Below are 19,221 nucleotides of genomic sequence, written 5' to 3'. Positions count from 1 at the left end.
CCCTCATCCCCAACCCTTCTCCCGCAAGGGGAGAAGGGAGCAGAGAACATCAAGATTATTCGGCGGGGCTTATTCCCAGGCCTGGGGTACCAGTAGATAACCCTTTTGGCGCACCGTCTTGATGCGGGTCGGGTTGCTGGTGTCGTCCCCCAGCTTGCGGCGCAGACGGGAGATGGCCACGTCCATGCTGCGATCCTGGCCGTCGTAGTCGCGACCGCGCAGACTGCGAAACAGCGCCTCCCGCCCCAGGATCTGGCCGGCGTGGCAGGCCAGTTCCCACAGGAGATCGAAATCGGCGGTGGAGAGCGAAATGCTGCCGCCGTCGAGGCGCACGTCCCGGCCCGGCCCGTCGATCTGCAACCGGCCGAACTGCAGGCGCTGGGGTGGCGTGCCGGCGACCACGGGCTGCGGGGCCTGTTGCCCCTGCTGGCGGAACTGGACCCGTAGCCGGGCCAGCAGCACGGGGGGCGGCGTGGTCTTGAGGATGTAGTCGTTGGCCCCCAGCTCCAGGCTCAGGATCTGGTTCATGTCGCTGTCGAGCGAAGTGAGCATGACGATGGGACCGGCAAAGCGCGGGCGCAGATCCCGGCACAGGGAGAGACCATCCTGACCCGGCAGCATGATGTCGAGCAGCACCAGGTCCGGCTGCTCGGCCTCGACCCTGGCCAGCGCCCGATCGCCCCTCGGCTCCAGCAGCACTTCCATGTCGTGGCGGGCAAGCCAGCTGCTGATGAGCTGGCCTATCTCGGGATCATCTTCAACAAAAAGAATGCGTTGCATGGTGGCATGACACCCAGACTGTGGCGCGGATGCGCGTGCCGCCAGCATAGCGGCTCCGGCCGCCCCATGCACTGGGATAAATAATCAAACAGGGCCCGCGGGCCCTGTCTTGTCTTGCTGGTCGAGCGGGGGCTCTGCCCCGGCGGCATCAACCCGCCTTGCGCTTGAGATAGACCCCGGCTTCCATGTAGTGAACCCAAGGGGGAGTGGTTCGGACAGGGCGAAGCGATTTCCCCTGTGACATCAACCCGCTTTGCGCTTGAGATAGACCCCGGCTTCCATGTGGTGAGTCCAGGGGAACTGATCGAACAGGGCGAAGCGGGCGATCTCGTGGGTTTCGCCCAGCACCTGCATGTTGGCCTGCAGGGTCTCGGGGTTGCAGGAGATGTAGAGGATGTTGTCGTAATCCTGCACCAGCTTGACGGTGGCCTCATCGAGGCCGGCCCGGGGCGGATCGACGAAGATGGTGTTGCACTGGTAGGCGGAGAGATCGACCCCCTTGAGGCGGTTGAACTCCCGCTCGCCGCGCATCGCCATGGTGAACTCCTCGGCCGACATGCGCAGGATGATCAGGTTGTCGACGCCGTTGGCGGCGATGTTGAACTGGGCGGAATCCACGCTCGGCTTGGCGATCTCGGTGGCCAGCACCTTGCTAAAGTTTTGCGCCAGGGCGATGGAGAAGTTGCCGTTGCCGCAGTAGAGCTCCAGCAGGTCGCCCTCGCTCCCCCTGGTCACGTCCAGCGCCCAGCCCAGCATCTGTTCGTTGATGGCAGCGTTGGGCTGGGTGAAGCTGTTTTCCACCTGCTTGTAGACCAGCTCGCGGCCCTGCACGGTCAGCCGCTCGATGACGAACTCCTCCCCCAGGCAGATCTTCTGCTTGTGGGCGCGGCCAATCAGCTGCAGTTCGAACCCCTTGGCCCGCAGGTCGGCCTGCAGCGCTTCGGCGGCCTGCTGCCACTCGCTCTCCAGCTTGCGGTGGTAGAGCAGGCTGACGCAGATCTGGCTGGACTGGGTGGAGAGGTAGTCGATCTGGAACAGCTTGCGGCGCAGCACGGGGTGCGGGCGCAGCCCCTCCAGCAGCACCGGCATCAGCTGGTTGATGAGACGGCTGGCGGTGGGGAACTGGTCGACCCGGATGATCTCCTTGGTGGCCGGCGCATACATGCAGTGATACAGGTCGTCACCGTCGTGCCAGATGCGAAACTCGGCGCGCATCCGGTAGTGTTCGGCGGGGGAGGCGTGCACTTCCAGCGCAGGCAGGGTGAAGTCGGCAAACAACCCGCAGAGGCGCTCGCGCTTCTCGTCGAGCTGGGCCTGGTAATCGGCCGGGGTTCGAAGGGGCGCCGGGTCGGCGGAAACCTGCTGGGATTGGGTCATGATTTACCTCACATGCACACCGGTCTGGCCGGGTCGAAATCGGGGGAAGCCTGCAGCCACCCAAAGGGGCCCGATTTTAAAAGGCCGCCGCAGATTGTCCAGTATTTTGTGGTCAAGAAGTGTGCAGTCAGGCCGATAGCTGATCTACAGGCATGGTGGGAGGACACATTATGCAGATCGACGGAGTGGGCGCGGCCCAACCCAAGGGAGTGGGTGTTGCTCCCAAATCGCCCCAGCAGGCGGACTCGAAGCCGGTAAACAACGAGGATGAAGTCTCGTTGCACAAGGCGCCGAAATGGGCGCAGGTACTGGTGCAGCAGGCGCTGCAGTTCGCGCTGGAGATCAATGGTCAGGGCTACAAGGCGCCCAAGGCGCAGGATCAGCCGGAGGCGGTGACCCCGGATACCCTGTTCGACTTTCAGTCGGTGGCCGACAACGTACTGCAGTTCGTCACCGGCCGGCTGGGGGCTGCCCGGGCTGACGGCAAGTCGGACGACAGCCTGACCGGCATGATGGAACAGGCCCGCAAGGGGGTGGACAAGGGCTTTGGCGACGCCAGGAAGCAGCTCGGCGACTGGGCGGACAATTCCGACATCAAGACCGGCATGGATCAGAGCTACAAGCTGATCCAGGAGGGGCTCGATCAGTTCGAGAAGGAGTTCTTCGGCAAGGTCTCCACCACCGACATGGGCCAGGCCGAGATGGCCAGCCGTCAGCAGGGCTCGCTGGAGATCCAGACCAAGGATGGCGACAAGGTGGTGCTGCGTTTCAACGACAGCTGGCAGACCAAGTCCCAGAAGGATGACAGCGGCAGCCAGTTCAGCCTCAAGTCGAGCCAGAGCTTCAGCTTCTCGCTGGAGGGCAACCTGAGCAGCGAGGAGATGGACTCCATCGGCAAGCTGGTCAAGGGGATCGACGATCTGGCCGGCAACTTCTTCTCCGGCAATTTCGACGACCTGTTGAAGAAGGCGGGCGAGCTGAAGCTGGATGACAGCCAGCTGGTCTCCTATTCGCTCAAGCTCAAGCAGAGCCTCAAGCTGAGCCAGACCTATCAGGGGGCGCACTCCCTGCAGGAGATGCTCAAGCCGCTGGCCGACTACCTGCCCAAGCTGGATCAGGTGCAGCAGCAGGCGGATTCTCTGCTGCCGGCGTCCCAGCAGCAGGCGTTGACGCCGGCGGTGCTGGCGGCCCGTGGCCAGAGCGATCCGGCCCAGGTGGGCAGCTTCACCAGCTTCAACCAGCGGATGCTGGATGCGCTGCGGATGATCGGCCAGTTCCAGCCGGCGACGGATGCCAGCAGCAAGAGCGTCTGAACCGTTTCGAATCGAGGACCATGACCGGCCGTTTGCCAGCTCCTGCGGGGGCTGGCAAACTGGCCTTTTTCCCGATCCGGCCAGCCCATGAACCCGAAAAAGCCCAGAGACAAGCGCGAGCTTTGCTACCCCTTCATCTTCGAGACCCAGTTCCAGTGTGACTACGAGATCGCCACCGACGAGCTCTGCTGCCAGGTGGGCGCCGTATTGTCACACCTGGCTCCGGAGGCCGAGATTGCGCCCATGCAGGCGGATCTTGCGGCGTTGCAGCGGCTTATCTACAACCTCAACGGCTCGGTGCGCGGCAGGCTCGGCATCTTCGAGGAGGATCTGGCGTGGCTGAAGGGGCGTTACGATCACTACAACGAGGCGAGCCGCGGCCGGGTCACCGGTTTCGTGCTGCCGCAAGGGCCGCAGCCGATCCCGACCCTGCATTTGTGCCGCTGCGGCAGCAAGAAGGTGGTGCGGCTGCTGGTGCGGCTGGAGGAGAGCGGGGTGCGTTTCGATCCCATCCTCTATCGGTTCGCCAACCTGCTGGCCAACTTCTTCTTCGTGCTGACCGTCTACCTCAAGCAGCTGTGGCAGGTGGACGAGGTGCCCTACGTCAGCATCAACTACTGAATACGGCCAAAAAAGCTTTTGTTTTTCATGAAGATCAAACACGATCATCCCATTTGTCGGTCACCGGGATGGTTCCGGTAGCGCAGTGGGGAAGGTCATGACCATGCTTCATCTCAGTGGCAGTTCGTTCTTGATGCCGGGCAATCTCGCCTGGCGACCCCTGGCTGAATACGGCGAAGTGCAGGTGGCCCCCCACGGCCAGTGGTTGCAGACCCTGATGCACCAGAGCGCCGATGCCGCAGCCGGGACCCACATCATCATCTGGCTGTGGGAAGATCTGGTGCCTGCCCGGACCCTGCAGGAGTGGGGCCGTCTGGCGCAGGATGAGCAGCTGCTGGCGGTTGCCGCCTTCGTCGACGCGCTCTGCCAGCCTCTGTTGCAGCATCTGCAGCGCCGCCCGCAGGATCATCTGCTGGTGGGGGCCTGCAGCCATGCGCCGCTCTGTGTCTATGGCACGGCCCCTGCCGTGCTGGCCGTGCTGGCCAGTGCGTTCGAGCAGCAGATGGCCCGCCTGCGCCTGCAGCAACCCGGCCTGGACGACCTGCACCTGCCACTCTGGCTGCAACAGCATGGCCGCCAGCACTGCTTCGATCGGCGCAACCTCTATCTGATGTCCTGCCCCTTCTCCATGGCCGGTCTGGCCAGCCTGGCGCAGTGGATTCTCCCCTTGCTGCAGCGGTTGCAGCAACCCGCCCACAAGGTGCTGGTGCTCGACTGCGACAATACCCTGTGGGGCGGCGTGGTCGGCGAAGACGGTGTCGGCGGCGTTTTGCTGGGGCAGGACGGGATGGGCCGGCTTTACCAGGCCTTCCAGCAGGCAGCCAACCACTGGCACGGGCAGGGCATAGTGCTGGCGCTCTGTTCCAAGAATCTGGCGGACGATGTATGGCGGCTGTTTGACGAGCATCCGGGCATGGTGCTGACACGGGCGCAGATCGCCGCTGCCGAAATTGGCTGGGAGCCAAAATCCCAGGGGTTGCGGCGGCTGGCCGCCCGTCTCAATGTCGGGATGGACAGCCTGGTCTTCTGGGATGACAGCGAGCTGGAGCGGGCCGAGGTGCGGGCCAACTGCCCCGAGGTGATGGTGATGACCCCGCCGGCCGATCTCTGGAGCTGGCCGGATGCCCTGCTGACGCTGCCGGCCCTGTGCAGTCGCCACCAGAGCTGGGATGACGGCCTGCGGCAGCACTCCTATCAGGCCCAGGCCGAGGCCGAAGCGGTGCGCCGGCAACTGGGCGACGAGCACGCCTTCCTGCGACAATTAGCGCTGCAGGCTGACTGGCAGCCGTTCTCCCCGGGCAACCAGTTGCGAGCCGAACAGCTCAGCCAGAAGACCAATCAGTTCAACCTCTCCGGCCGCCGCTATCAGGCGGCGGAGCTGGCCCGGCTGGCCGCCGAGGGCGGCGACGTCTGGCTGGCCAGCCTGCGAGACAGGTTCGCCGATCACGGCATGACGGCGCTGCTGGTGGTGCGCTCGCTTGATGAGGGCAGGGCGCTGCTGGATACCCTGGCCATCAGCTGCCGGGTGCTGGGGCGCGGTTTTGAATACTGGCTGCTGGCGCAACTGGCAAACCATCTGCGGGCACAGGGCGTGACCGAGCTGGTCATCAGCCTGATTGCCACCACCCGCAACCAGCCGGCACGGGATTTTCTGGCGAGCCTGCCAACCCGGCCGATAACCACTCCAGCGGGGTTGCTGCCGCTGGCGGACGAGGTTTTCCTCAGTCTGGATCTCTGCTCTCTTTCTCTCCCGTTTTTGGAGTTCTACGCCCATGAATGACCTTATCGCGCTGGCACACCAGCAGTTCCCCCAGGCCAGCGTCAATGCACAGTCTGCCCTCGGCAGTTTTCCCGAGTGGGATTCTCTGGGTCACTTCAACCTGCTGTTGCTGGTCGAACAGCACTATGCCGTGCGGTTCGAGCCGCAGGAGCTGGCCGAGTTGAAGAGCCTGGCCGACATCCAGCAAGCCCTGCTGCGCAAAGGGGTTTCCGTGTGAAACAGGCGCTCGAGCAGGCGCTGACCGAGCTGGGGATCCCCAGAGGCGGCGCCCTGATGGTGCACTCGGATGCCATGGTGGTGGCCCAGTTTGCCGGCATGGGCAACGCCGCGGGTATCGCGGCCTTCTGGACATGCCTCGAGCAGTGGCTGGGCGGGCACCTGCTGGTGCCGACCTTCAGCTACAGCCCGATGGCGGACGAGTGCTTCGATCCGGCGCAGACCCCGAGCAAGGTGGGCTTGATGACGGAGCTGTTCCGCCAGCGCGAAGGGGTGGTGCGCACACTGGATCCCGTCTTCAGCATGGCGATCAGCGGCCCGCAGGGGCCTGCACTGGTGGCGCGGGAGTGTCACGACTGCTTCGGTCAGGAGAGCCCGTTTGGCTGGCTGGCTGAGCAGGATGGTTGGCTGCTGGGGCTGGGTTGCCACCCCGACCGCATCACCTTCACCCACTACGTGGAGCAGCGGCTGGCCGTCTCCTACCGCTATCACAAGATGTTTGCTGGCCGGGTGTGCGTAGACGGCGGCGTGCGGGAGTGGCAGGCGGATTACTATGTGCGCGACCTGTCGCTGGCCAGCGAAATCGACCTCTCCCGGCTGGTGGCCCTGCTGCAGGAGCGGGGTGCCTGGCGCCAGACGCTGTGCCAGCGGGTGCCGGTCTGGGCGGTGTCGTGCCGCGACTTCATCCTGGCTGCCAGCGAGTTGCTGGCGGCCGCCCCATACGCCCTGATCCGGGCGGGAGGAGAGTCCCATGCAGTTTGATCACATCGGACTGGTGGTGCCGGACCTGGCGAGCGGTGTGGCCTATTGCCGCGACGTGCTGGGGCTGAGCCGCTGCTCGGTTGCGGTGGAAGATCCGCTGCAACGGGTCTGGGTGCAGTTCGTGCATGACGACCATGGCCTCTGCTACGAGCTGGTCGCCCCGGCCAGCGAGGAGAGCCCGGTCGCCCAGGTGCTCAAGACCCGGCGCAACGTCATCAACCACCTTGCCTATCGGGTGAGCAATCTGCAGGAGAGCGCCGAACGGCTACGCACACAGCGCCACCTGCCCCTCGGACCCAGCCAGCCTGCCATCGCCTTTGGCGGCGCCCACGTCCAGTTTTTCCTGAGCCCCCTTGGCCACATTGTCGAATTGATCGAGGCATCCACCCCATGAGTTTTTCACCCAAGAGTGGCTATCTGCCCACTGACTGGGACGACCAGGCACAAGTCGGTGAGCAACTGCATCGACTGCTCACCCTGCTGTTTCCGCTCAACCGCAGCCTGACCGGGGACGGGGTACGGCAGTCGCTGGCCCTGTGGCGCGAGCACTGTCTGCCCGAGCTGCAGATCCATGAAGTGGCCAGCGGCACCGAGTGCTTCGACTGGACCGTGCCTGACGAGTGGAACGTGCGGGAGGCCTACATAGTGGGGCCGGATGGACGCAGGGTGGTGGACTTCCAGGACCACAACCTGCATCTGGTCGGCTACTCGGAGCCGGTGCGCTGCACCCTCTCGCTGGCCGAGCTGCAGCCCCATCTTCACTCTCTGCCCGAGCAACCGGACGCCATTCCCTATGTGACCTCCTACTACAAGCGTCGCTGGGGATTCTGTCTGCCCCATCGATTGCGTGAGGCGCTGCCGGAGGGAGAATATCAGGTGGTGATCGATGCCACCCTGGCACCGGGCTCGCTCACCTATGGTGACTGGGTGCTGCCGGGGGAGAGCGAGCAGGAGATCCTGCTGTCGAGCTACACCTGTCACCCCTCCATGGCCAACAACGAGCTCTCCGGCCCCTGTGTCGGCGTCTTCCTGATGGCCTGGCTGGCGTCTCTGCCCACACGTCGCTACAGCTACCGGCTGATGCTGGTGCCTGAAACCCTGGGGGCCATCGTCTATCTCTCCCGCCATCTGGACCAGCTCAAGCAGCGCACCTTGGCCGGCTTCAACCTGACCTGCCTTGGCGATGATCGCAGCTACTCCTTCCTGCCCTCACGCCAAGGCAACACGCTGGCGGATCGCATCGGTCGCCATGTGCTGGCTCATCTTGCTCCGGGCTACAAGGCTTACAGCTTCCTGGAACGGGGCTCCAACGAGCGGCAGCTGTGCGCGCCCGGCATCGATCTGCCGGTCACCTCGGTGATGCGCAGCCGATATGGCTGTTATGCCGAGTACCACACCTCGCTCGATGACCTCTCAGTGGTAACGCCGGCCGGTCTGGCCGGCGGATTCCTGGCGCTGCGCCGCGCCATCGAGTGTCTGGAGCTGGACGAGCGCTGCGAGGTCACCGTGCTGGGCGAGCCCCAGCTCGGCAAGCGGGGGCTCTATCCGGACTTGTCGACCCGCTATTCGGGCTGGCAGGTGAGAGAGATGATGAATCTGCTGGCCTATAGCGACGGCAAGCTGACCCTGTTCGAGATTGCCGAGACCATAGGGGCGCCGTTCTGGCGGGTAGAGCCGCTGGCGCGGATGCTGCTGGATGCCGGGCTGCTGCGTCGCCTCAGCCCGCAACCGGACTACTCGATCACCAGATAGGCTGGTCCCGGGTTGTGCGGGGTGCGACGGATGGCGTAGCGATCCAGCCCCAGCACCTCCTTGAGGGCCAGGGTCTCCCCCGGAAAGGCGGGCCAGTTGAGCTCATCGAATGCCAGCACAGATCCCTTGGTCAGGTGCGGTTTGATGAGCTCGAGGCAGCGGCGGGTCGGCTCGTAGAGATCAAAGTCAAAATAGGCCAGCGCGACCATGGTCTCCGGCTGACGAGCCAGATAGGCCGGCAGCGTCTCGGTCACATCCCCCTTCACCAGCTCATGCTTGACGATATGGTCCAGCGGGCTTTCCGCCTCATGGGCGGCGAGCAGTTGGGCCAGATGCTGCTCATAGCCCGGCGTCACCCCGTAGGCACCGGGCTGGATGGCGGCATCGCTGCCATCTTGCGGAGCGTGGGAAGGGAAGCCGCTGAAGGTATCGAATCCCACCAGCTTGCGGTTGTAGTTGTAGGGCTCATACATGCCGCGAAACGAGGAGAAGAGCGTCAGGTTCTGACCCCAGCGGGTACCGAAATCCATGATGACGCCGTGGACCGGCACGATCTTCTGATACAGCTCGTGCATGAACAGGATGCGGGAGAGCGACTGGCGCTTGAGGTAGAGGCCCAGGTTGTTCTGCAGCTCGGCTGCGGGTAGCGGGCTGGCGTGCAGCAACTCGCTGAAGGTCTGGCGACGTGACAGCTCCTGCTCGGAGGCGTTGGAAATGGCCTTGATCATCAATGGTCTCCTGTGGTGGTGTCGCCGGTCGGGGTCGACAGGCAGTGCACCACTTCATATTCGAGGTAGTCGGCCAGCCCCAGCCAGTCCTGGCGCTCCTGGCACTGCAGCAGGGCGGCTACCAGTCCGGGTGGCAGGTTGCCCTGCTCGGTGACCACCTCTTGCAGCAGTTCCGGCAATGCCTGACTCGCGGCGACCGACTGCCCCAGCCGAAACTGGTGTGCCAGGGCGGTTAGGCGGGTGATCTGGCCGTTTTTCATTGCACGTACTCCGGGTGATAGCGGCAGCCGGCGATCTCCGCCCCTTCCCGGCTGCAGTTCCAGAACTGCACCTCGGGGTGGCGCGCTATGTAGCGCTCGAGCTCGGTGCGGTAGGCGGAAAAGTTCGGATTGGTCTTGACCCGCCGGCCATGGCCGTCGAGGGCCCAGCTGAGTGCCAGCGCGGCGCTGGGACCGAGCGCACCGTCGGCCCAGCCCGAGTGGGTGAGCTCGCCGGGAAAGGCGAAGTCGGTACCCAGCAGGATGACCTGGTGGCAACCCATCTGCACGGCGAGATCCACGGCGGGATGAATGACGCTGCCGCCCGAGTGCAGCACGCCCTTGGGGAGCGTCTGCCGCAGCTGCTGATACATGGGGCTGCGGGAGTAGGCGGTCTTGCGCGGCCCCTGCCAGGCCAGCAGGGCTGCCGTGGGAACCGTGGGGTAATAGACCAGGGTGGTCTGGGCCGACTGGGCGGCGGGCAGCCGGTTGCCGTCGATGGCGTCATCTATGGTGACGACGATGTCGGGTCGGATGCCGTGGCCAAGCAAAAACGCCAGCGCGGTATCGACGCTGATCAGCAGGTAGTCCTGCCGACGGCGCTGCAACTGGGCCTGCAGGGTGGCCAGGTTGTGCTGCAGGGTCGGGCCGCTCGCCACGATCAGGGCCTGCTTGCCCTGAGCCAGACCAAACAGGGAGGCCACATCGCCGTCGCTGGCCAGCAGATCGCGGTTTTCGGCCAGCCGCCTAGTGACGTCGGGGTGCTCGGCATCGAACCTGGCCCGGGCGAACGGCAAGTCGATTTCACTCACCAGCCGGTCGCGGATGCGGGCGGCGGCATCTTCCACCAGCAGCAGCTCGGGCGGCAGGGCGAAGAAGGGCAGCCGCACCTCGCCTTCGTCGCCGGCCATCATCAGCTCGACCCTGGGGTCCATCAGCCAGTCCTGCTGGTCCAGCAGCCGCAGCACCAGGGCAAACAGGGCGCCATTCATGATCTTCACTTCCAGCCGCTTGAGGCTGCTGCGCCCCAGCAGGGCGCGCGGCAGATCGCCAAGCCCGGTACCGTAGAGGTGCAGCACAGGTTGCTCGGGCAGGCTGGCGGCCTGCAGCTCGGCCTCCTTCACCCGGTCGTGCCGGCTGGTGAGCTGGATGCCGTGGAGGCTGAGGGTGGAGCCGAGCCCTTCGGTCAGCTCGGCCGGCAGGCTTTCCACATCCTGTGCCAGCAGGCGGGGCCAGAGGGCGGGCCAGCGCTGGCTGATGAGCCTGCCGTGCTGGTTGAAGAGATCATCACTCATCGTTGTCTATCCACTCCCAGCTCAGCGGTTGATTGGCGCTCAAGCTGCGGTTGACCCGCTTGCCGATGAGCCGATCGTAATCGGCCGGGGGCAGGCCGAGGGCGGGGCGCACCGACTTGATATGCGCTGCGGTGAGCACCTCGCCGGCGGCCATCTCCTTGACCAGATAGAGGGAGCGGCGAAACGCGCGGTTACCCTGTTCACTGGCGGTGAGCTGGTAATCGGCTACCCCGAGGGCGGCATGGGCGGTATTGACCGAGGCTACCAGCTCGGTAAGCTCGGCCGGTTCCATGGAGAAGGCGCAATCCGGCCCGCCGTCGGCGCGGGCCAGGGTGAAGTGCTTCTCGATGAGGGTTGCCCCGAGCGCGGTGGCGGCGATGGCCGTGGCCGATCCCAGGGTGTGATCGGAGAGTCCCACCTCGACCCCGAAGCGCTGGCGCAACATAGGGATGGTACGCAGGTTATATTCGGCCGCCGGCGCCGGATAGCCGCTGACGCAGTGCAGCAGGGCCAGCTGGCCGTTGCCGTGCTTGAGCGCCATCTCGACCGCAGCGGCGATCTCGGCCTCGTTCGCCATGCCGGTGGACATGATGAGCGGCTTGCCGGTCTGGGCGGCGTAGCGGATGAGGGGCAGGTCCACCAGCTCGAAGGAGGCGATCTTGTAGGCCGGACAGTCGAGGGATTCCAGCAGATCCACCGCGCTGAAGTCGAACGGGCTGCTGAAGACCGTCAGTCCCAGCTCGCGCCCCTTGGCAAACAGGGCCTGATGCCACTCCCAGGGGGTGTGTGCCCATTCGTAAAGGTCGTACAGGTTGTGACCATCCCAGAGGCCGCCGTGGATCTGGAACTCGGGCCTGTCACTGTTGAGGGTGATGGTGTCGGGCCGGTAGGTCTGCAGCTTGACCGCACTGGCCCCGGCCTCCTTGGCGGCGGTCATGATGGCCAGTGCGCGATCCAGGTTGCCGTTGTGGTTGGCCGACAGCTCGGCGATCACGTAGGGAGCCTGCGCCGGGCCGATGGATTGATGGGCGATCTGCATCTGTGTTCAGACTCCTGTGCCAAGTTGCCAGCCTTGCGGCGCCAACTGCCAGGGGGCAGGGGGCGCTATCTGCGGTGGCTCGGCAAGATAGAGGGGAAATTGGGAGAAAATTGTCAGCAAGCGATGTGCCAGCTCTTGCCACTCCGTGGGCTGAAGTGGCCGGGTGGCCTGCCATGTCAGTTGCTGGTCGTTCAGGGTCAGGGTGAGCAGCGGCTGGTCATCATGGTGTAGTTGCCACTGTTGGCCATCTGGTAACAACTGATAATCCGATTGTTGCAGCAACCGGGCGGTGAGCCGATCCAGTCCCAGCCCGTCCACCTGCTGCTGGCCACGGCGGCGGTAGTCGTCGGCTTGTTGCTCAAGGCGCTGCAGGGCCTGAAGGAGCCGTGCTGGCTCGGCCAGCTCGCTCAGGGTCAGCCGCTCGGCCAGCTGAAAGCGGGCGATCACCTGGTCGTTGAACTGCTGGTTGTCGACGATGGGTACCGCCAGGGTCGGCAGGCCGAGACAGGCCCGCTCCCAGGTCATGCCGCCAGCGGCGCCGATGGCGAAGTCGTGCCGGCTCATCAGGTCGGCCATCTGGTCGCTCTGGCGCAGCAGCACCAAATCGAGGTCGGCCAGTTCGGCCACTCTCTGCTCCAGCTTGGGCCAGAAGGGATTGGCGCCGCCCGCCACCAGGGTCCAGCGGATGGTGCGGGCCCAGGGCAGCCGGGCCAGGCTGTTGAGAGTGACGAGGCAGGCACCCGCCGGGTCGGCGCCGCCAAAGCAGATAAGGCCCCGTTGCCACTGACTGGCGTGTTGCCGCGCCAGCTGGCGATAGGCGGGGCGCAGCAGGGCATAGTCGGTGCCCAGCAGCAGCCGGCAATCGGCGGGGGTGAGCGGCTGGTAATCGGCGGCGCGGCGCAAGGGGCCCTGATCCAGCAGCAGCTGGCAGTGGTGCGGTCGGTCGGCCAGATCATCGATCACCAGCTCGCGGCGGCAGTGGGCGGCCAGCTGGGTTTCGAGCCGCTGGTCAATCTGGTAGTGATCGAACACCAGCCAATCGGGCTGCAGGCGAGGCAGGGCACCAGCGTCATCGAACGCGCTCAGGGGATGATGGTGATGGGGCCGCAGCAGTGACAGCAGGTGCGCCGGCAGATCGTGGCAGAGGAAGTGGCACTCGGCCCCGGCTGCGTGCAGCCGATCGGCGATGGCCAGGCAACGCATCAGGTGGCCCAGCCCTATTTCGGCGCCGGCGTCGAGCCGGAAGGCAACTTTAAACGTCATCTTGGGCCAGCACTTGATAGAGCAGTTCGGCCAGGTGCCAATCTTCCGGCGTGTCGATGTCGACCACCCTGTGCCGCGGCAATATGTGGCCAATCCCCTCTCCCCCCACCGGGCTGATCCCTCCCAGCCAGGCCGCGCGACTGCCCCAGTAGAATTGGCCGGCATCCTGATAGGCGGGCTCCAGATCCTGGGAGCGTTTCGCCATCTGCTCCGGCCAGAACGGCGTGACCCGGCCCTGTTCGTCCATGCGCACCGCCCGCTGGATCGGGAAGCCGAATTCGGCCACCGTGTAGACGAAGGGAGCCTGGCTGGCGATCAGCCGCTGATAGGCGGCCTTCAGGTCATCGGCCTGGATCAGCGGCACTGTGGCATAGATGCAGCAGTAGTGCTCTGCCTGGATGCCGAGCTGGTCGAGCCGCTGGATGGTGTCGATCACCACAGGGGTGGTGCCGGTATGGTCATCGGCCAGCGCGGCGCCCCGCAGGAAGGGCACGTCAGCCCCGAGGCGACGGGCCACCTCGGCGATCTCCGGGTCATCGGTGGAGACCACAACCCGACTGAAACAGCCCGAGTCTCTGGCCGCCTCAATGGCGTAGGCAATCATGGGCAAGCCGCAGAAGGGGCGGATGTTCTTGCGGGGAATGCGCTTGCTGCCGCCCCGTGCCGGGATGATGGCGATGGCCATGATGCTCTCTCCCTGAGGAGCCCGACGTGGTCGCCGGGCCGGATAATTGATGACAACTCGTTGATTATTTTTGAGATTATACCGAGTTTTCATCTTATATTATTGAGCTTTGCTACGGAATTGCCCGGCGATGGTCGATAACATGGGCAAGTGATGGGACGTCATTGGTATTGAACATGAGTTATGGTGTCGAATTGCGCCCGCTCCAGCCCTGGGATCTGCCTACCCTGCGACGCTGGCGCAACCAGGACGAGGTGCGGTTGCAGATGGTGGAGCAGGCGCTCATCTCCCCCCGCCAGCAACGGCAGTGGTTCGTCAGCAGCCTGGAACGGCCTGACCAGCAGCACTGGGTGCTCTGGTGCCGCGGCCTGCGGGCCGGCTACGTCAACCTGAAAGGGGAGGCGCGGCAATCGCTGCAGGGGCAGCCGGTGGCCGATGCCGGTCTCTATCTGGGCCGCTCCAGCGTGCGCCACCCCATGCTGGCCGTCGCCGCCGCCCTGTCACAGCTCGATCAGGGCTTCGATACCTTCGGGCTCGGCTGCATCCGCACTCTGGTGCGCATCGGCAACGACGCCGCCCTGCGCCTCAATGCACAGCTCGGCTATCGCCAACAGGGGCAACAGGGTGACTTCATCGCCCTCGAACTGCAGCCCGCCGACTATTATGCCGCCCGAGAACGGCTACGGAGATTTTTCAGATGACTACAGCGTTGGAACAGGTTTTTGCCGATGCCCTCGGCATCGACGTCGGCAGCGTCAGCGACCAGCTGGCCTACAACAGCATTCCCCAGTGGGACTCCGTCGCCCACATGGGCCTGATTGCCCAGCTGGAGGACTGCTACGGCGTGCTGCTCGATACCGATGACATCATCGACATGAGCTCGGTCGCCAAGGCGCGGGAGATCCTCGCCAAGTACGGGGTCGCCCTCTGATGCAGGGGCTGCTGCAAGGCAAGCGGGTGTTGATCACCGGCGCCGGGCGGGGCATCGGGCTCGCCATTGCCCGGCTGTTTGCCGCGCAGGGGGCCGAACTGTGGCTGGCGGGACGCGATGAGGCGGCCATGAGCAGGCTGGCCGATGAGCTCGGCGCCGAGTTCGGCGTGCCTTGTCACTCTCTCTGTGTCGACGTGGCGCAGCCGCAGGCAGTCAAGCAGGCCTTTCAGCAGCTGTTTGCCCAGACGCGCCAGTTGGACGTGCTGGTCAACAATGCCGGCATGCTGGAAGAGGGGCTGCTCGGCATGGTCAATCAGGCCCAGCTGGAGCAGACCTTCAGCCACAATACCTTCAGCGTGGTCTATTGCAGCCAGTATGCTGCCCGCCTGATGCAGCGCAGCGGTGGCGGCAGCATCATCAACCTGGCCTCCCTGATGGGGCGGGTCGGTGCCGCCGGGCTTTGCAGCTATGCCGGCAGCAAGGCGGCGGTGATCGGCATCACCCAGTCGCTGGCCAAGGAGCTGGCCGCCAGCCGGATCCGGGTCAATGCCATCGCCCCCGGCTTCATCGACACCGAGATGGCCCACGCCATCCCGGACGACAAGTTTGCCGAGCGGCTCGCCAGTATCGCCATGGGGCGGATCGGCACGCCGGACGAAGTGGCCGGGGTAGCGCTGTTTCTCGCCTCCGACCTGGCAAGCTATGTGACCGGCCAGGTCATCGGCGTGGATGGAGGCATGACGGTCTGATGGATCACGCGCACGCACTGCTCGCCCACCTGCGGGAAGACAACCCGGCGCCGGCCTGGCGCGATCCGCAAGAGGGCTGGCTCTCCTACGGCGAGCTGGCGCGGCGGGTGGCGCTGCTGGCGGCCAGCTATCCGGACGAGCGCAGCCTGGTCTATCTGCCCTTTTTCACCCGCACCGCCCACCTGTTGCACTATCTGGCTGCACTCAAGCAGGGGCATGTCGTGATGCTGGCAGACCCGGCCCTCCCAGCGAGCCAGCACGATGCCAGCTGCCGGCAGTTTGGCGTGAGCTGGCGGGTCAATGACGCCGGTCAGCTGGAGCGGCTTGCCGCGACGACGCCCAGCCTGCACCCGGAACTGTCAGTATTGCTGCCGACTTCGGGCAGCACCGGCAGTGCCAAGTGGGTGCGGCTGTCTGGGCGCAATCTGGCGGCCAACGCCACCTCCATCGCCGACTATCTGGCGCTGACGGCGGCCGAGCGGGCCATCACCAGCCTGCCGCTGTACTACTCCTACGGCTTGTCGGTGCTCAACAGCCATCTGCTGGTGGGCGCCTCCCTGGTGCAGCACGAAGGGAGCGTGCTGGAGCGCGACTTCTGGCAGCAGGTTGATCTGCACGAGGTGAGCAGCTTTGCCGGGGTGCCCTTTACCTATCAGATGCTGGCCCGGCTGCGCTTTGACTGGGCCCGTTACCCCTCGTTGCAGACCCTGACCCAGGCGGGCGGGCGTTTAGAGCCCGCGCTGGCACAGCAGTTTGCCGAGCAGGCCCTGCGGCTTGAGCGGCGCTTCTTCGTCATGTACGGCCAGACCGAGGCCACCGCCCGCATGGCCTGGCTGGCGGCGCCCGAGGTGGCCGCTCATCCGGATGCCATCGGCCGCGCCATTCCCGGCGGCCAGTTCGCCTTGCGCGCGCTGGAGGGGGGCAAGCCCGGGGAGGGGGAGCTGGTCTATCGCGGTGACAACGTCATGCTGGGTTACGCCGTTACGGCCGAGGATCTGGCGCTTGGCGCCCAGCTGCAGGAGCTGGCCACCGGCGATCTAGCCCGTTGCGATGAGGCGGGCCGCTACTACATCTGCGGCCGGCTCAGCCGTTTTCTCAAGCTGTTCGGCAAGCGGATCAGCCTGGCGGAGGTCGAGAGCCAGCTCCATCGCTGGGACTGGACGGGGGCTTGCGGCGGGCGTGACGACCGCCTGCTGGTGGCCGTCGAACCCCGTGGTGACCAGACGGCCGACGGCTTGCAGCGTGAGCTGGCGCAGTGGCTGCAGGCCCCGCCGCGGGCGGTGCAGGTGGTGCAGGTGACGCAACTGCCGCGCACCGCCAATCACAAGATTGACTACGCCGCTCTGGCCAGACTGGCGGGGGAGGCGTGATGGAGCACTTGCTGAGCGCGCCGGTCTTCGCGCTGCCCCAGGCCGCCAAACAGGCGCTGCTGCTGGCGCGGCTCAACGCGCTGACTGCGCACCATCGGGCACACTGCACGGCCTATGACAATGTGCTGCAAGCCTTCGGCTGGACGGCTGCGGCGACCGACTACGATGCGCTGCCCTACCTGGCGGCCCGGCTGTTCAAACTGGCCCAATGGCAGAGCGTGCCACAGAGCGAGGTGTTCAAGGTGCTCACCTCGTCGGGCACCACGGGCTCGCCATCACGGATCGTGCTGGACAGGGAGACGGCCGCCCTGCAGAGCAAGGTGCTGGTGAAGATCCTGCAGGAGTTTGTCGGCAAGCAGCGCCTGCCCATGTTGCTGGTGGAGCAGCCCGCCCTGATCCAGAACCGCAGCGGCTTTTCGGCGCGCGGCGCGGGCGCGCTGGGGCTCTCTTTCCTCGGCCGTGACCATACCTATGCCCTCGACGAGCAGATGCGGCCCAACTGGCCCGTCATTGAGGCCTTCTGTGACAAATATACCGGCCAGCCGGTGCTGCTGTTCGGCTTCACCTTCATGGTCTGGCAATGCCTGCTGGAGCCGCTGCGCGAGCGCGGCCTGCAACTGCCGCTGACGCAGGGCATTTTGTTTCACAGCGGTGGCTGGAAGAAGCTGCAACATCTGGCGGTGGACAATCCCGCCTTCAAGGCCCGCTGCCGGGAACAGCTGGGACTGGGCCGGGTACACAACTTCTACGGCATGGTGGAGCAGGTGGGCTCCATCTTCGTCGAGTGCGAGCAGGGTCACCTGCATGCCCCCGTGTTTGCCGATGTACAGGTGCGTGATCCGCTCACCCATCAGCCGCTCGGGATTGGCAGCCCAGGCCTGCTGCAGGTGCTCTCCGCCATTCCCGGCAGTTATCCCGGCCACAGCCTGCTGAGCGAGGATCTCGGCGTGCTGCTGGGGGAGGATGACTGCCCTTGTGGCCGCCATGGCCGTTATTTTCACGTAGCGGGGCGCCAGCACGGCGCCGAGGTGAGGGGATGCAGCGACACCTTCCAATGACCCCGTCCGGGATGACCACCGGACTCTGGCAGGAGGGGCCTGCGGTCAGCTTCGTGGCCCCGACGACGGGCTGGCAAACCTTCTGCCCGCAGCCGTTGCCCTGCTTTGCCCCCGTCATCTGCGACTTCGTGGCGGCGCTATCGGCCCGCCTGCAGCAGGAGGGTCGTCGTCACCCCGATCTGGCCGCGTTCGGTTTCTGGCTGCGACCGCGCCAGCTGGCCAGAGAGCAGCAGCGCTTGCAGGGACGGGGGCCGCTGGGGGTCACCTTTCATCTGGTGCCCTCCAACGTGCCGACGGTGGCCTTCTACTCCTGGTTGATGGGTCTGTTGATGGGCAATCCCTGCGTGGTGCGGCTGTCGTCACGCCGCGATCCGCAGCAGGAGGCCATGCTGGCGATCCTCAACGAACTGTTCAGCCTCGGTGAATGGCAAGCGATCGCCGCCCGCACCCGCTTCATTCGCTATGACCACGACGAGGGCATCACCGCCTGGCTGTCGGAGCGCTGTCGGCTGCGCATCATCTGGGGCGGCGACGAGACCATTCGCCAGGTGCGGGCCATTCCCCTGGCACCGACGGCGCAGGAGGTGGTGTTTCCGGATCGCCGCTCTATGGCGGTGCTCGACAGCCGCTGGCTGGCCGGGCTGGATCCACAAGAGTGGCAACGGACGCTGGCTGCCTTGCAGCAGGACTGCACCCGTTTCAACCAGCAGGCCTGTGCCTCGCCAACCACCCTCTGCTGGCTGGGTGAGCCCGACGAGGGGTTGCGCCGCCGCCTGCTGGAAGCCCTGTTTGCCCCCTTTGCCGCCGATCCCGCTCTGGCGATGGAACGACTCATCCACAGTCAACAAAATGCCGCCGAGCAGGGGGGAATGAAGGTGACCAGCTTGCCCGGCGTCACCTTATTGACTCCGGCGAGCGGGCTGCGGCTCGCACACGTCGGAGGAGGTACAGTTGCCGAATTTGTGGCCGATACCCTGAATGAGCTGCTGGCGCAGCCCTGGGACATGCAGACCTGCGTCTGGGTCGGCGGTGACAGGGCCGGGGTCGAGGCGGCGCTGCCGACTGCCCCCATCTGCCGGATTGACCGGGTGGTGGCGCCGGGACAGGCGCTCGCATTCGAATGGCACTGGGATGGCATCGACATGCTGCAACAGTACAGCCGTGGCCTCAGCCGACGTGAATAATCGGGTGTGGCTCACATAAATCCAGCAGCTTCAATGGATTAGCTTGGTCAGGCATACCTCT

The 19,221-nt window shown here is 65.3% G+C and carries 21 protein-coding genes; 13 read left to right on the top strand and 8 right to left on the bottom strand.

Features of this window, described 5'->3' with window-relative positions:
• Positions 1-69: 69 nt before the first annotated feature.
• Both rstA and trmA read right to left on the bottom strand, forming a co-directional pair.
• A complete protein-coding gene (gene rstA / locus ACB033_RS19280; RefSeq protein ID WP_162519985.1) occupies positions 70-780 on the bottom strand; it encodes a two-component system response regulator RstA in 711 nt (236 codons plus the stop codon).
• 243 nt (positions 781-1,023) lie between these two features.
• On the bottom strand, positions 1,024-2,157 hold the full coding sequence (gene trmA, locus ACB033_RS19275; protein ID WP_371140692.1) for a tRNA (uridine(54)-C5)-methyltransferase TrmA: 1,134 nt from the start codon (positions 2,155-2,157) through the stop codon (positions 1,024-1,026).
• Between the two features lie 170 nt (positions 2,158-2,327).
• Between trmA and ACB033_RS19270 the strand changes: the two genes are divergently transcribed.
• The 7 genes from ACB033_RS19270 (at position 2,328) to ACB033_RS19240 (ending at position 8,601) form a co-directional block, all read left to right on the top strand.
• Positions 2,328-3,470, top strand: coding sequence for a DUF5610 domain-containing protein (locus ACB033_RS19270; protein ID WP_371140691.1), 1,143 nt, complete (start codon positions 2,328-2,330; stop codon positions 3,468-3,470).
• A gap of 87 nt (positions 3,471-3,557) precedes the next feature.
• Positions 3,558-4,091 carry an ATP--cob(I)alamin adenosyltransferase gene (locus tag ACB033_RS19265; protein ID WP_011707846.1) on the top strand — a complete coding sequence of 178 codons (534 nt, stop codon included), beginning with the start codon at positions 3,558-3,560 and terminating at the stop codon, positions 4,089-4,091.
• Between the two features lie 97 nt (positions 4,092-4,188).
• Positions 4,189-5,871, top strand: coding sequence for an HAD-IIIC family phosphatase (locus ACB033_RS19260; protein ID WP_371140690.1), 1,683 nt, complete (start codon positions 4,189-4,191; stop codon positions 5,869-5,871).
• Positions 5,864-6,088 (top strand): acyl carrier protein, encoded by a 225-nt coding sequence (locus tag ACB033_RS19255; RefSeq protein WP_076362176.1) that lies wholly within the window; start codon positions 5,864-5,866, stop codon positions 6,086-6,088. The genes ACB033_RS19260 and ACB033_RS19255 overlap by 8 nt, the downstream gene beginning before the upstream one ends.
• Positions 6,085-6,849 (top strand): AAC(3) family N-acetyltransferase, encoded by a 765-nt coding sequence (locus ACB033_RS19250; protein ID WP_187269057.1) that lies wholly within the window; start codon positions 6,085-6,087, stop codon positions 6,847-6,849. Before ACB033_RS19255 ends, ACB033_RS19250 begins: the two co-directional genes overlap by 4 nt.
• A complete protein-coding gene (locus ACB033_RS19245) occupies positions 6,839-7,243 on the top strand; it encodes a VOC family protein (protein WP_076362174.1) in 405 nt (134 codons plus the stop codon). The genes ACB033_RS19250 and ACB033_RS19245 overlap by 11 nt, the downstream gene beginning before the upstream one ends.
• Positions 7,240-8,601 carry a DUF4910 domain-containing protein gene (locus ACB033_RS19240; protein ID WP_371140689.1) on the top strand — a complete coding sequence of 454 codons (1,362 nt, stop codon included), beginning with the start codon at positions 7,240-7,242 and terminating at the stop codon, positions 8,599-8,601. The genes ACB033_RS19245 and ACB033_RS19240 overlap by 4 nt, the downstream gene beginning before the upstream one ends.
• On the opposite strand, the gene ACB033_RS19235 is transcribed toward ACB033_RS19240, so the two are convergent.
• Genes ACB033_RS19235 through pseF form a run of 6 tightly spaced genes read right to left on the bottom strand, consistent with a single transcriptional unit; the run spans position 8,583 to position 13,868 of the window.
• A complete protein-coding gene (locus ACB033_RS19235) occupies positions 8,583-9,329 on the bottom strand; it encodes a crotonobetainyl-CoA--carnitine CoA-transferase (protein WP_371140688.1) in 747 nt (248 codons plus the stop codon). The two genes, ACB033_RS19240 and ACB033_RS19235, sit on opposite strands and share 19 nt — an antisense overlap.
• Positions 9,329-9,589, bottom strand: coding sequence for a hypothetical protein (locus ACB033_RS19230; protein WP_106551482.1), 261 nt, complete (start codon positions 9,587-9,589; stop codon positions 9,329-9,331). Before ACB033_RS19230 ends, ACB033_RS19235 begins: the two co-directional genes overlap by 1 nt.
• On the bottom strand, positions 9,586-10,881 hold the full coding sequence (locus ACB033_RS19225; protein WP_371140687.1) for a motility associated factor glycosyltransferase family protein: 1,296 nt from the start codon (positions 10,879-10,881) through the stop codon (positions 9,586-9,588). Before ACB033_RS19225 ends, ACB033_RS19230 begins: the two co-directional genes overlap by 4 nt.
• Entirely contained in the window at positions 10,874-11,920 is a 1,047-nt protein-coding gene (pseI, locus tag ACB033_RS19220) for a pseudaminic acid synthase (protein WP_323900224.1), read from the bottom strand. The genes ACB033_RS19225 and pseI overlap by 8 nt, the downstream gene beginning before the upstream one ends.
• A gap of 6 nt (positions 11,921-11,926) precedes the next feature.
• Positions 11,927-13,183, bottom strand: coding sequence for a UDP-2,4-diacetamido-2,4,6-trideoxy-beta-L-altropyranose hydrolase (gene pseG / locus ACB033_RS19215; protein ID WP_371140686.1), 1,257 nt, complete (start codon positions 13,181-13,183; stop codon positions 11,927-11,929).
• Positions 13,173-13,868, bottom strand: coding sequence for a pseudaminic acid cytidylyltransferase (gene pseF / locus ACB033_RS19210; RefSeq protein WP_371140685.1), 696 nt, complete (start codon positions 13,866-13,868; stop codon positions 13,173-13,175). Before pseF ends, pseG begins: the two co-directional genes overlap by 11 nt.
• Positions 13,869-14,032: 164 nt before the next feature.
• On the opposite strand from pseF, the gene ACB033_RS19205 reads away from it, so the two are divergent.
• Genes ACB033_RS19205 through ACB033_RS19180 form a run of 6 tightly spaced genes read left to right on the top strand, consistent with a single transcriptional unit; the run spans position 14,033 to position 19,160 of the window.
• Complete coding sequence (locus tag ACB033_RS19205) at positions 14,033-14,569, top strand: GNAT family N-acetyltransferase (protein ID WP_371140684.1); 537 nt, start codon at positions 14,033-14,035, stop codon at positions 14,567-14,569.
• Complete coding sequence (locus tag ACB033_RS19200; RefSeq protein WP_005306726.1) at positions 14,566-14,799, top strand: acyl carrier protein; 234 nt, start codon at positions 14,566-14,568, stop codon at positions 14,797-14,799. Before ACB033_RS19205 ends, ACB033_RS19200 begins: the two co-directional genes overlap by 4 nt.
• Positions 14,799-15,548, top strand: a complete 750-nt coding sequence (locus ACB033_RS19195) for an SDR family NAD(P)-dependent oxidoreductase (RefSeq protein ID WP_195879446.1) — start codon at positions 14,799-14,801, stop codon at positions 15,546-15,548. Before ACB033_RS19200 ends, ACB033_RS19195 begins: the two co-directional genes overlap by 1 nt.
• Positions 15,548-16,918, top strand: coding sequence for an AMP-binding protein (locus tag ACB033_RS19190; RefSeq protein ID WP_371140683.1), 1,371 nt, complete (start codon positions 15,548-15,550; stop codon positions 16,916-16,918). The genes ACB033_RS19195 and ACB033_RS19190 overlap by 1 nt, the downstream gene beginning before the upstream one ends.
• Positions 16,918-17,976 carry an acyl-protein synthetase gene (locus ACB033_RS19185; protein WP_371140682.1) on the top strand — a complete coding sequence of 353 codons (1,059 nt, stop codon included), beginning with the start codon at positions 16,918-16,920 and terminating at the stop codon, positions 17,974-17,976. The genes ACB033_RS19190 and ACB033_RS19185 overlap by 1 nt, the downstream gene beginning before the upstream one ends.
• A complete protein-coding gene (locus tag ACB033_RS19180; RefSeq protein WP_371140707.1) occupies positions 17,973-19,160 on the top strand; it encodes an acyl-CoA reductase in 1,188 nt (395 codons plus the stop codon). The genes ACB033_RS19185 and ACB033_RS19180 overlap by 4 nt, the downstream gene beginning before the upstream one ends.
• Positions 19,161-19,221 lie beyond the last annotated feature (61 nt).

Origin of the sequence: Aeromonas sp. S15(2024) (assembly GCF_041402265.1) — a bacterium.
Classification (GTDB): domain Bacteria; phylum Pseudomonadota; class Gammaproteobacteria; order Enterobacterales; family Aeromonadaceae; genus Aeromonas; species Aeromonas dhakensis.
Note: the sequence above shows the minus strand (reverse complement) of the source record. Positions and strands in the feature narration are given on the sequence as shown.

Bases quoted from the DNA above. Each gene is read 5' to 3' on its own strand.
- ACB033_RS19255 (WP_076362176.1), top strand. From the start codon at position 5,864: ATGAATGACCTTATCGCGCTGGCACACCAGCAGTTCCCCCAGGCCAGC.
- ACB033_RS19200 (WP_005306726.1), top strand. From the start codon at position 14,566: ATGACTACAGCGTTGGAACAGGTTTTTGCCGATGCCCTCGGCATCGAC.
- ACB033_RS19185 (WP_371140682.1), top strand. From the start codon at position 16,918: ATGGAGCACTTGCTGAGCGCGCCGGTCTTCGCGCTGCCCCAGGCCGCC.
- ACB033_RS19245 (WP_076362174.1), top strand. From the start codon at position 6,839: ATGCAGTTTGATCACATCGGACTGGTGGTGCCGGACCTGGCGAGCGGT.
- ACB033_RS19240 (WP_371140689.1), top strand. From the start codon at position 7,240: ATGAGTTTTTCACCCAAGAGTGGCTATCTGCCCACTGACTGGGACGAC.
- ACB033_RS19260 (WP_371140690.1), top strand. From the start codon at position 4,189: ATGACCATGCTTCATCTCAGTGGCAGTTCGTTCTTGATGCCGGGCAAT.
- ACB033_RS19230 (WP_106551482.1), bottom strand. From the start codon at position 9,589: ATGAAAAACGGCCAGATCACCCGCCTAACCGCCCTGGCACACCAGTTT.
- pseG (WP_371140686.1), bottom strand. From the start codon at position 13,183: ATGACGTTTAAAGTTGCCTTCCGGCTCGACGCCGGCGCCGAAATAGGG.
- ACB033_RS19180 (WP_371140707.1), top strand. From the start codon at position 17,973: ATGACCCCGTCCGGGATGACCACCGGACTCTGGCAGGAGGGGCCTGCG.
- pseF (WP_371140685.1), bottom strand. From the start codon at position 13,868: ATGGCCATCGCCATCATCCCGGCACGGGGCGGCAGCAAGCGCATTCCC.
- trmA (WP_371140692.1), bottom strand. From the start codon at position 2,157: ATGACCCAATCCCAGCAGGTTTCCGCCGACCCGGCGCCCCTTCGAACC.
- ACB033_RS19235 (WP_371140688.1), bottom strand. From the start codon at position 9,329: ATGATCAAGGCCATTTCCAACGCCTCCGAGCAGGAGCTGTCACGTCGC.
- ACB033_RS19195 (WP_195879446.1), top strand. From the start codon at position 14,799: ATGCAGGGGCTGCTGCAAGGCAAGCGGGTGTTGATCACCGGCGCCGGG.
- pseI (WP_323900224.1), bottom strand. From the start codon at position 11,920: ATGCAGATCGCCCATCAATCCATCGGCCCGGCGCAGGCTCCCTACGTG.
- ACB033_RS19190 (WP_371140683.1), top strand. From the start codon at position 15,548: ATGGATCACGCGCACGCACTGCTCGCCCACCTGCGGGAAGACAACCCG.
- ACB033_RS19225 (WP_371140687.1), bottom strand. From the start codon at position 10,881: ATGAGTGATGATCTCTTCAACCAGCACGGCAGGCTCATCAGCCAGCGC.
- ACB033_RS19270 (WP_371140691.1), top strand. From the start codon at position 2,328: ATGCAGATCGACGGAGTGGGCGCGGCCCAACCCAAGGGAGTGGGTGTT.
- rstA (WP_162519985.1), bottom strand. From the start codon at position 780: ATGCAACGCATTCTTTTTGTTGAAGATGATCCCGAGATAGGCCAGCTC.
- ACB033_RS19265 (WP_011707846.1), top strand. From the start codon at position 3,558: ATGAACCCGAAAAAGCCCAGAGACAAGCGCGAGCTTTGCTACCCCTTC.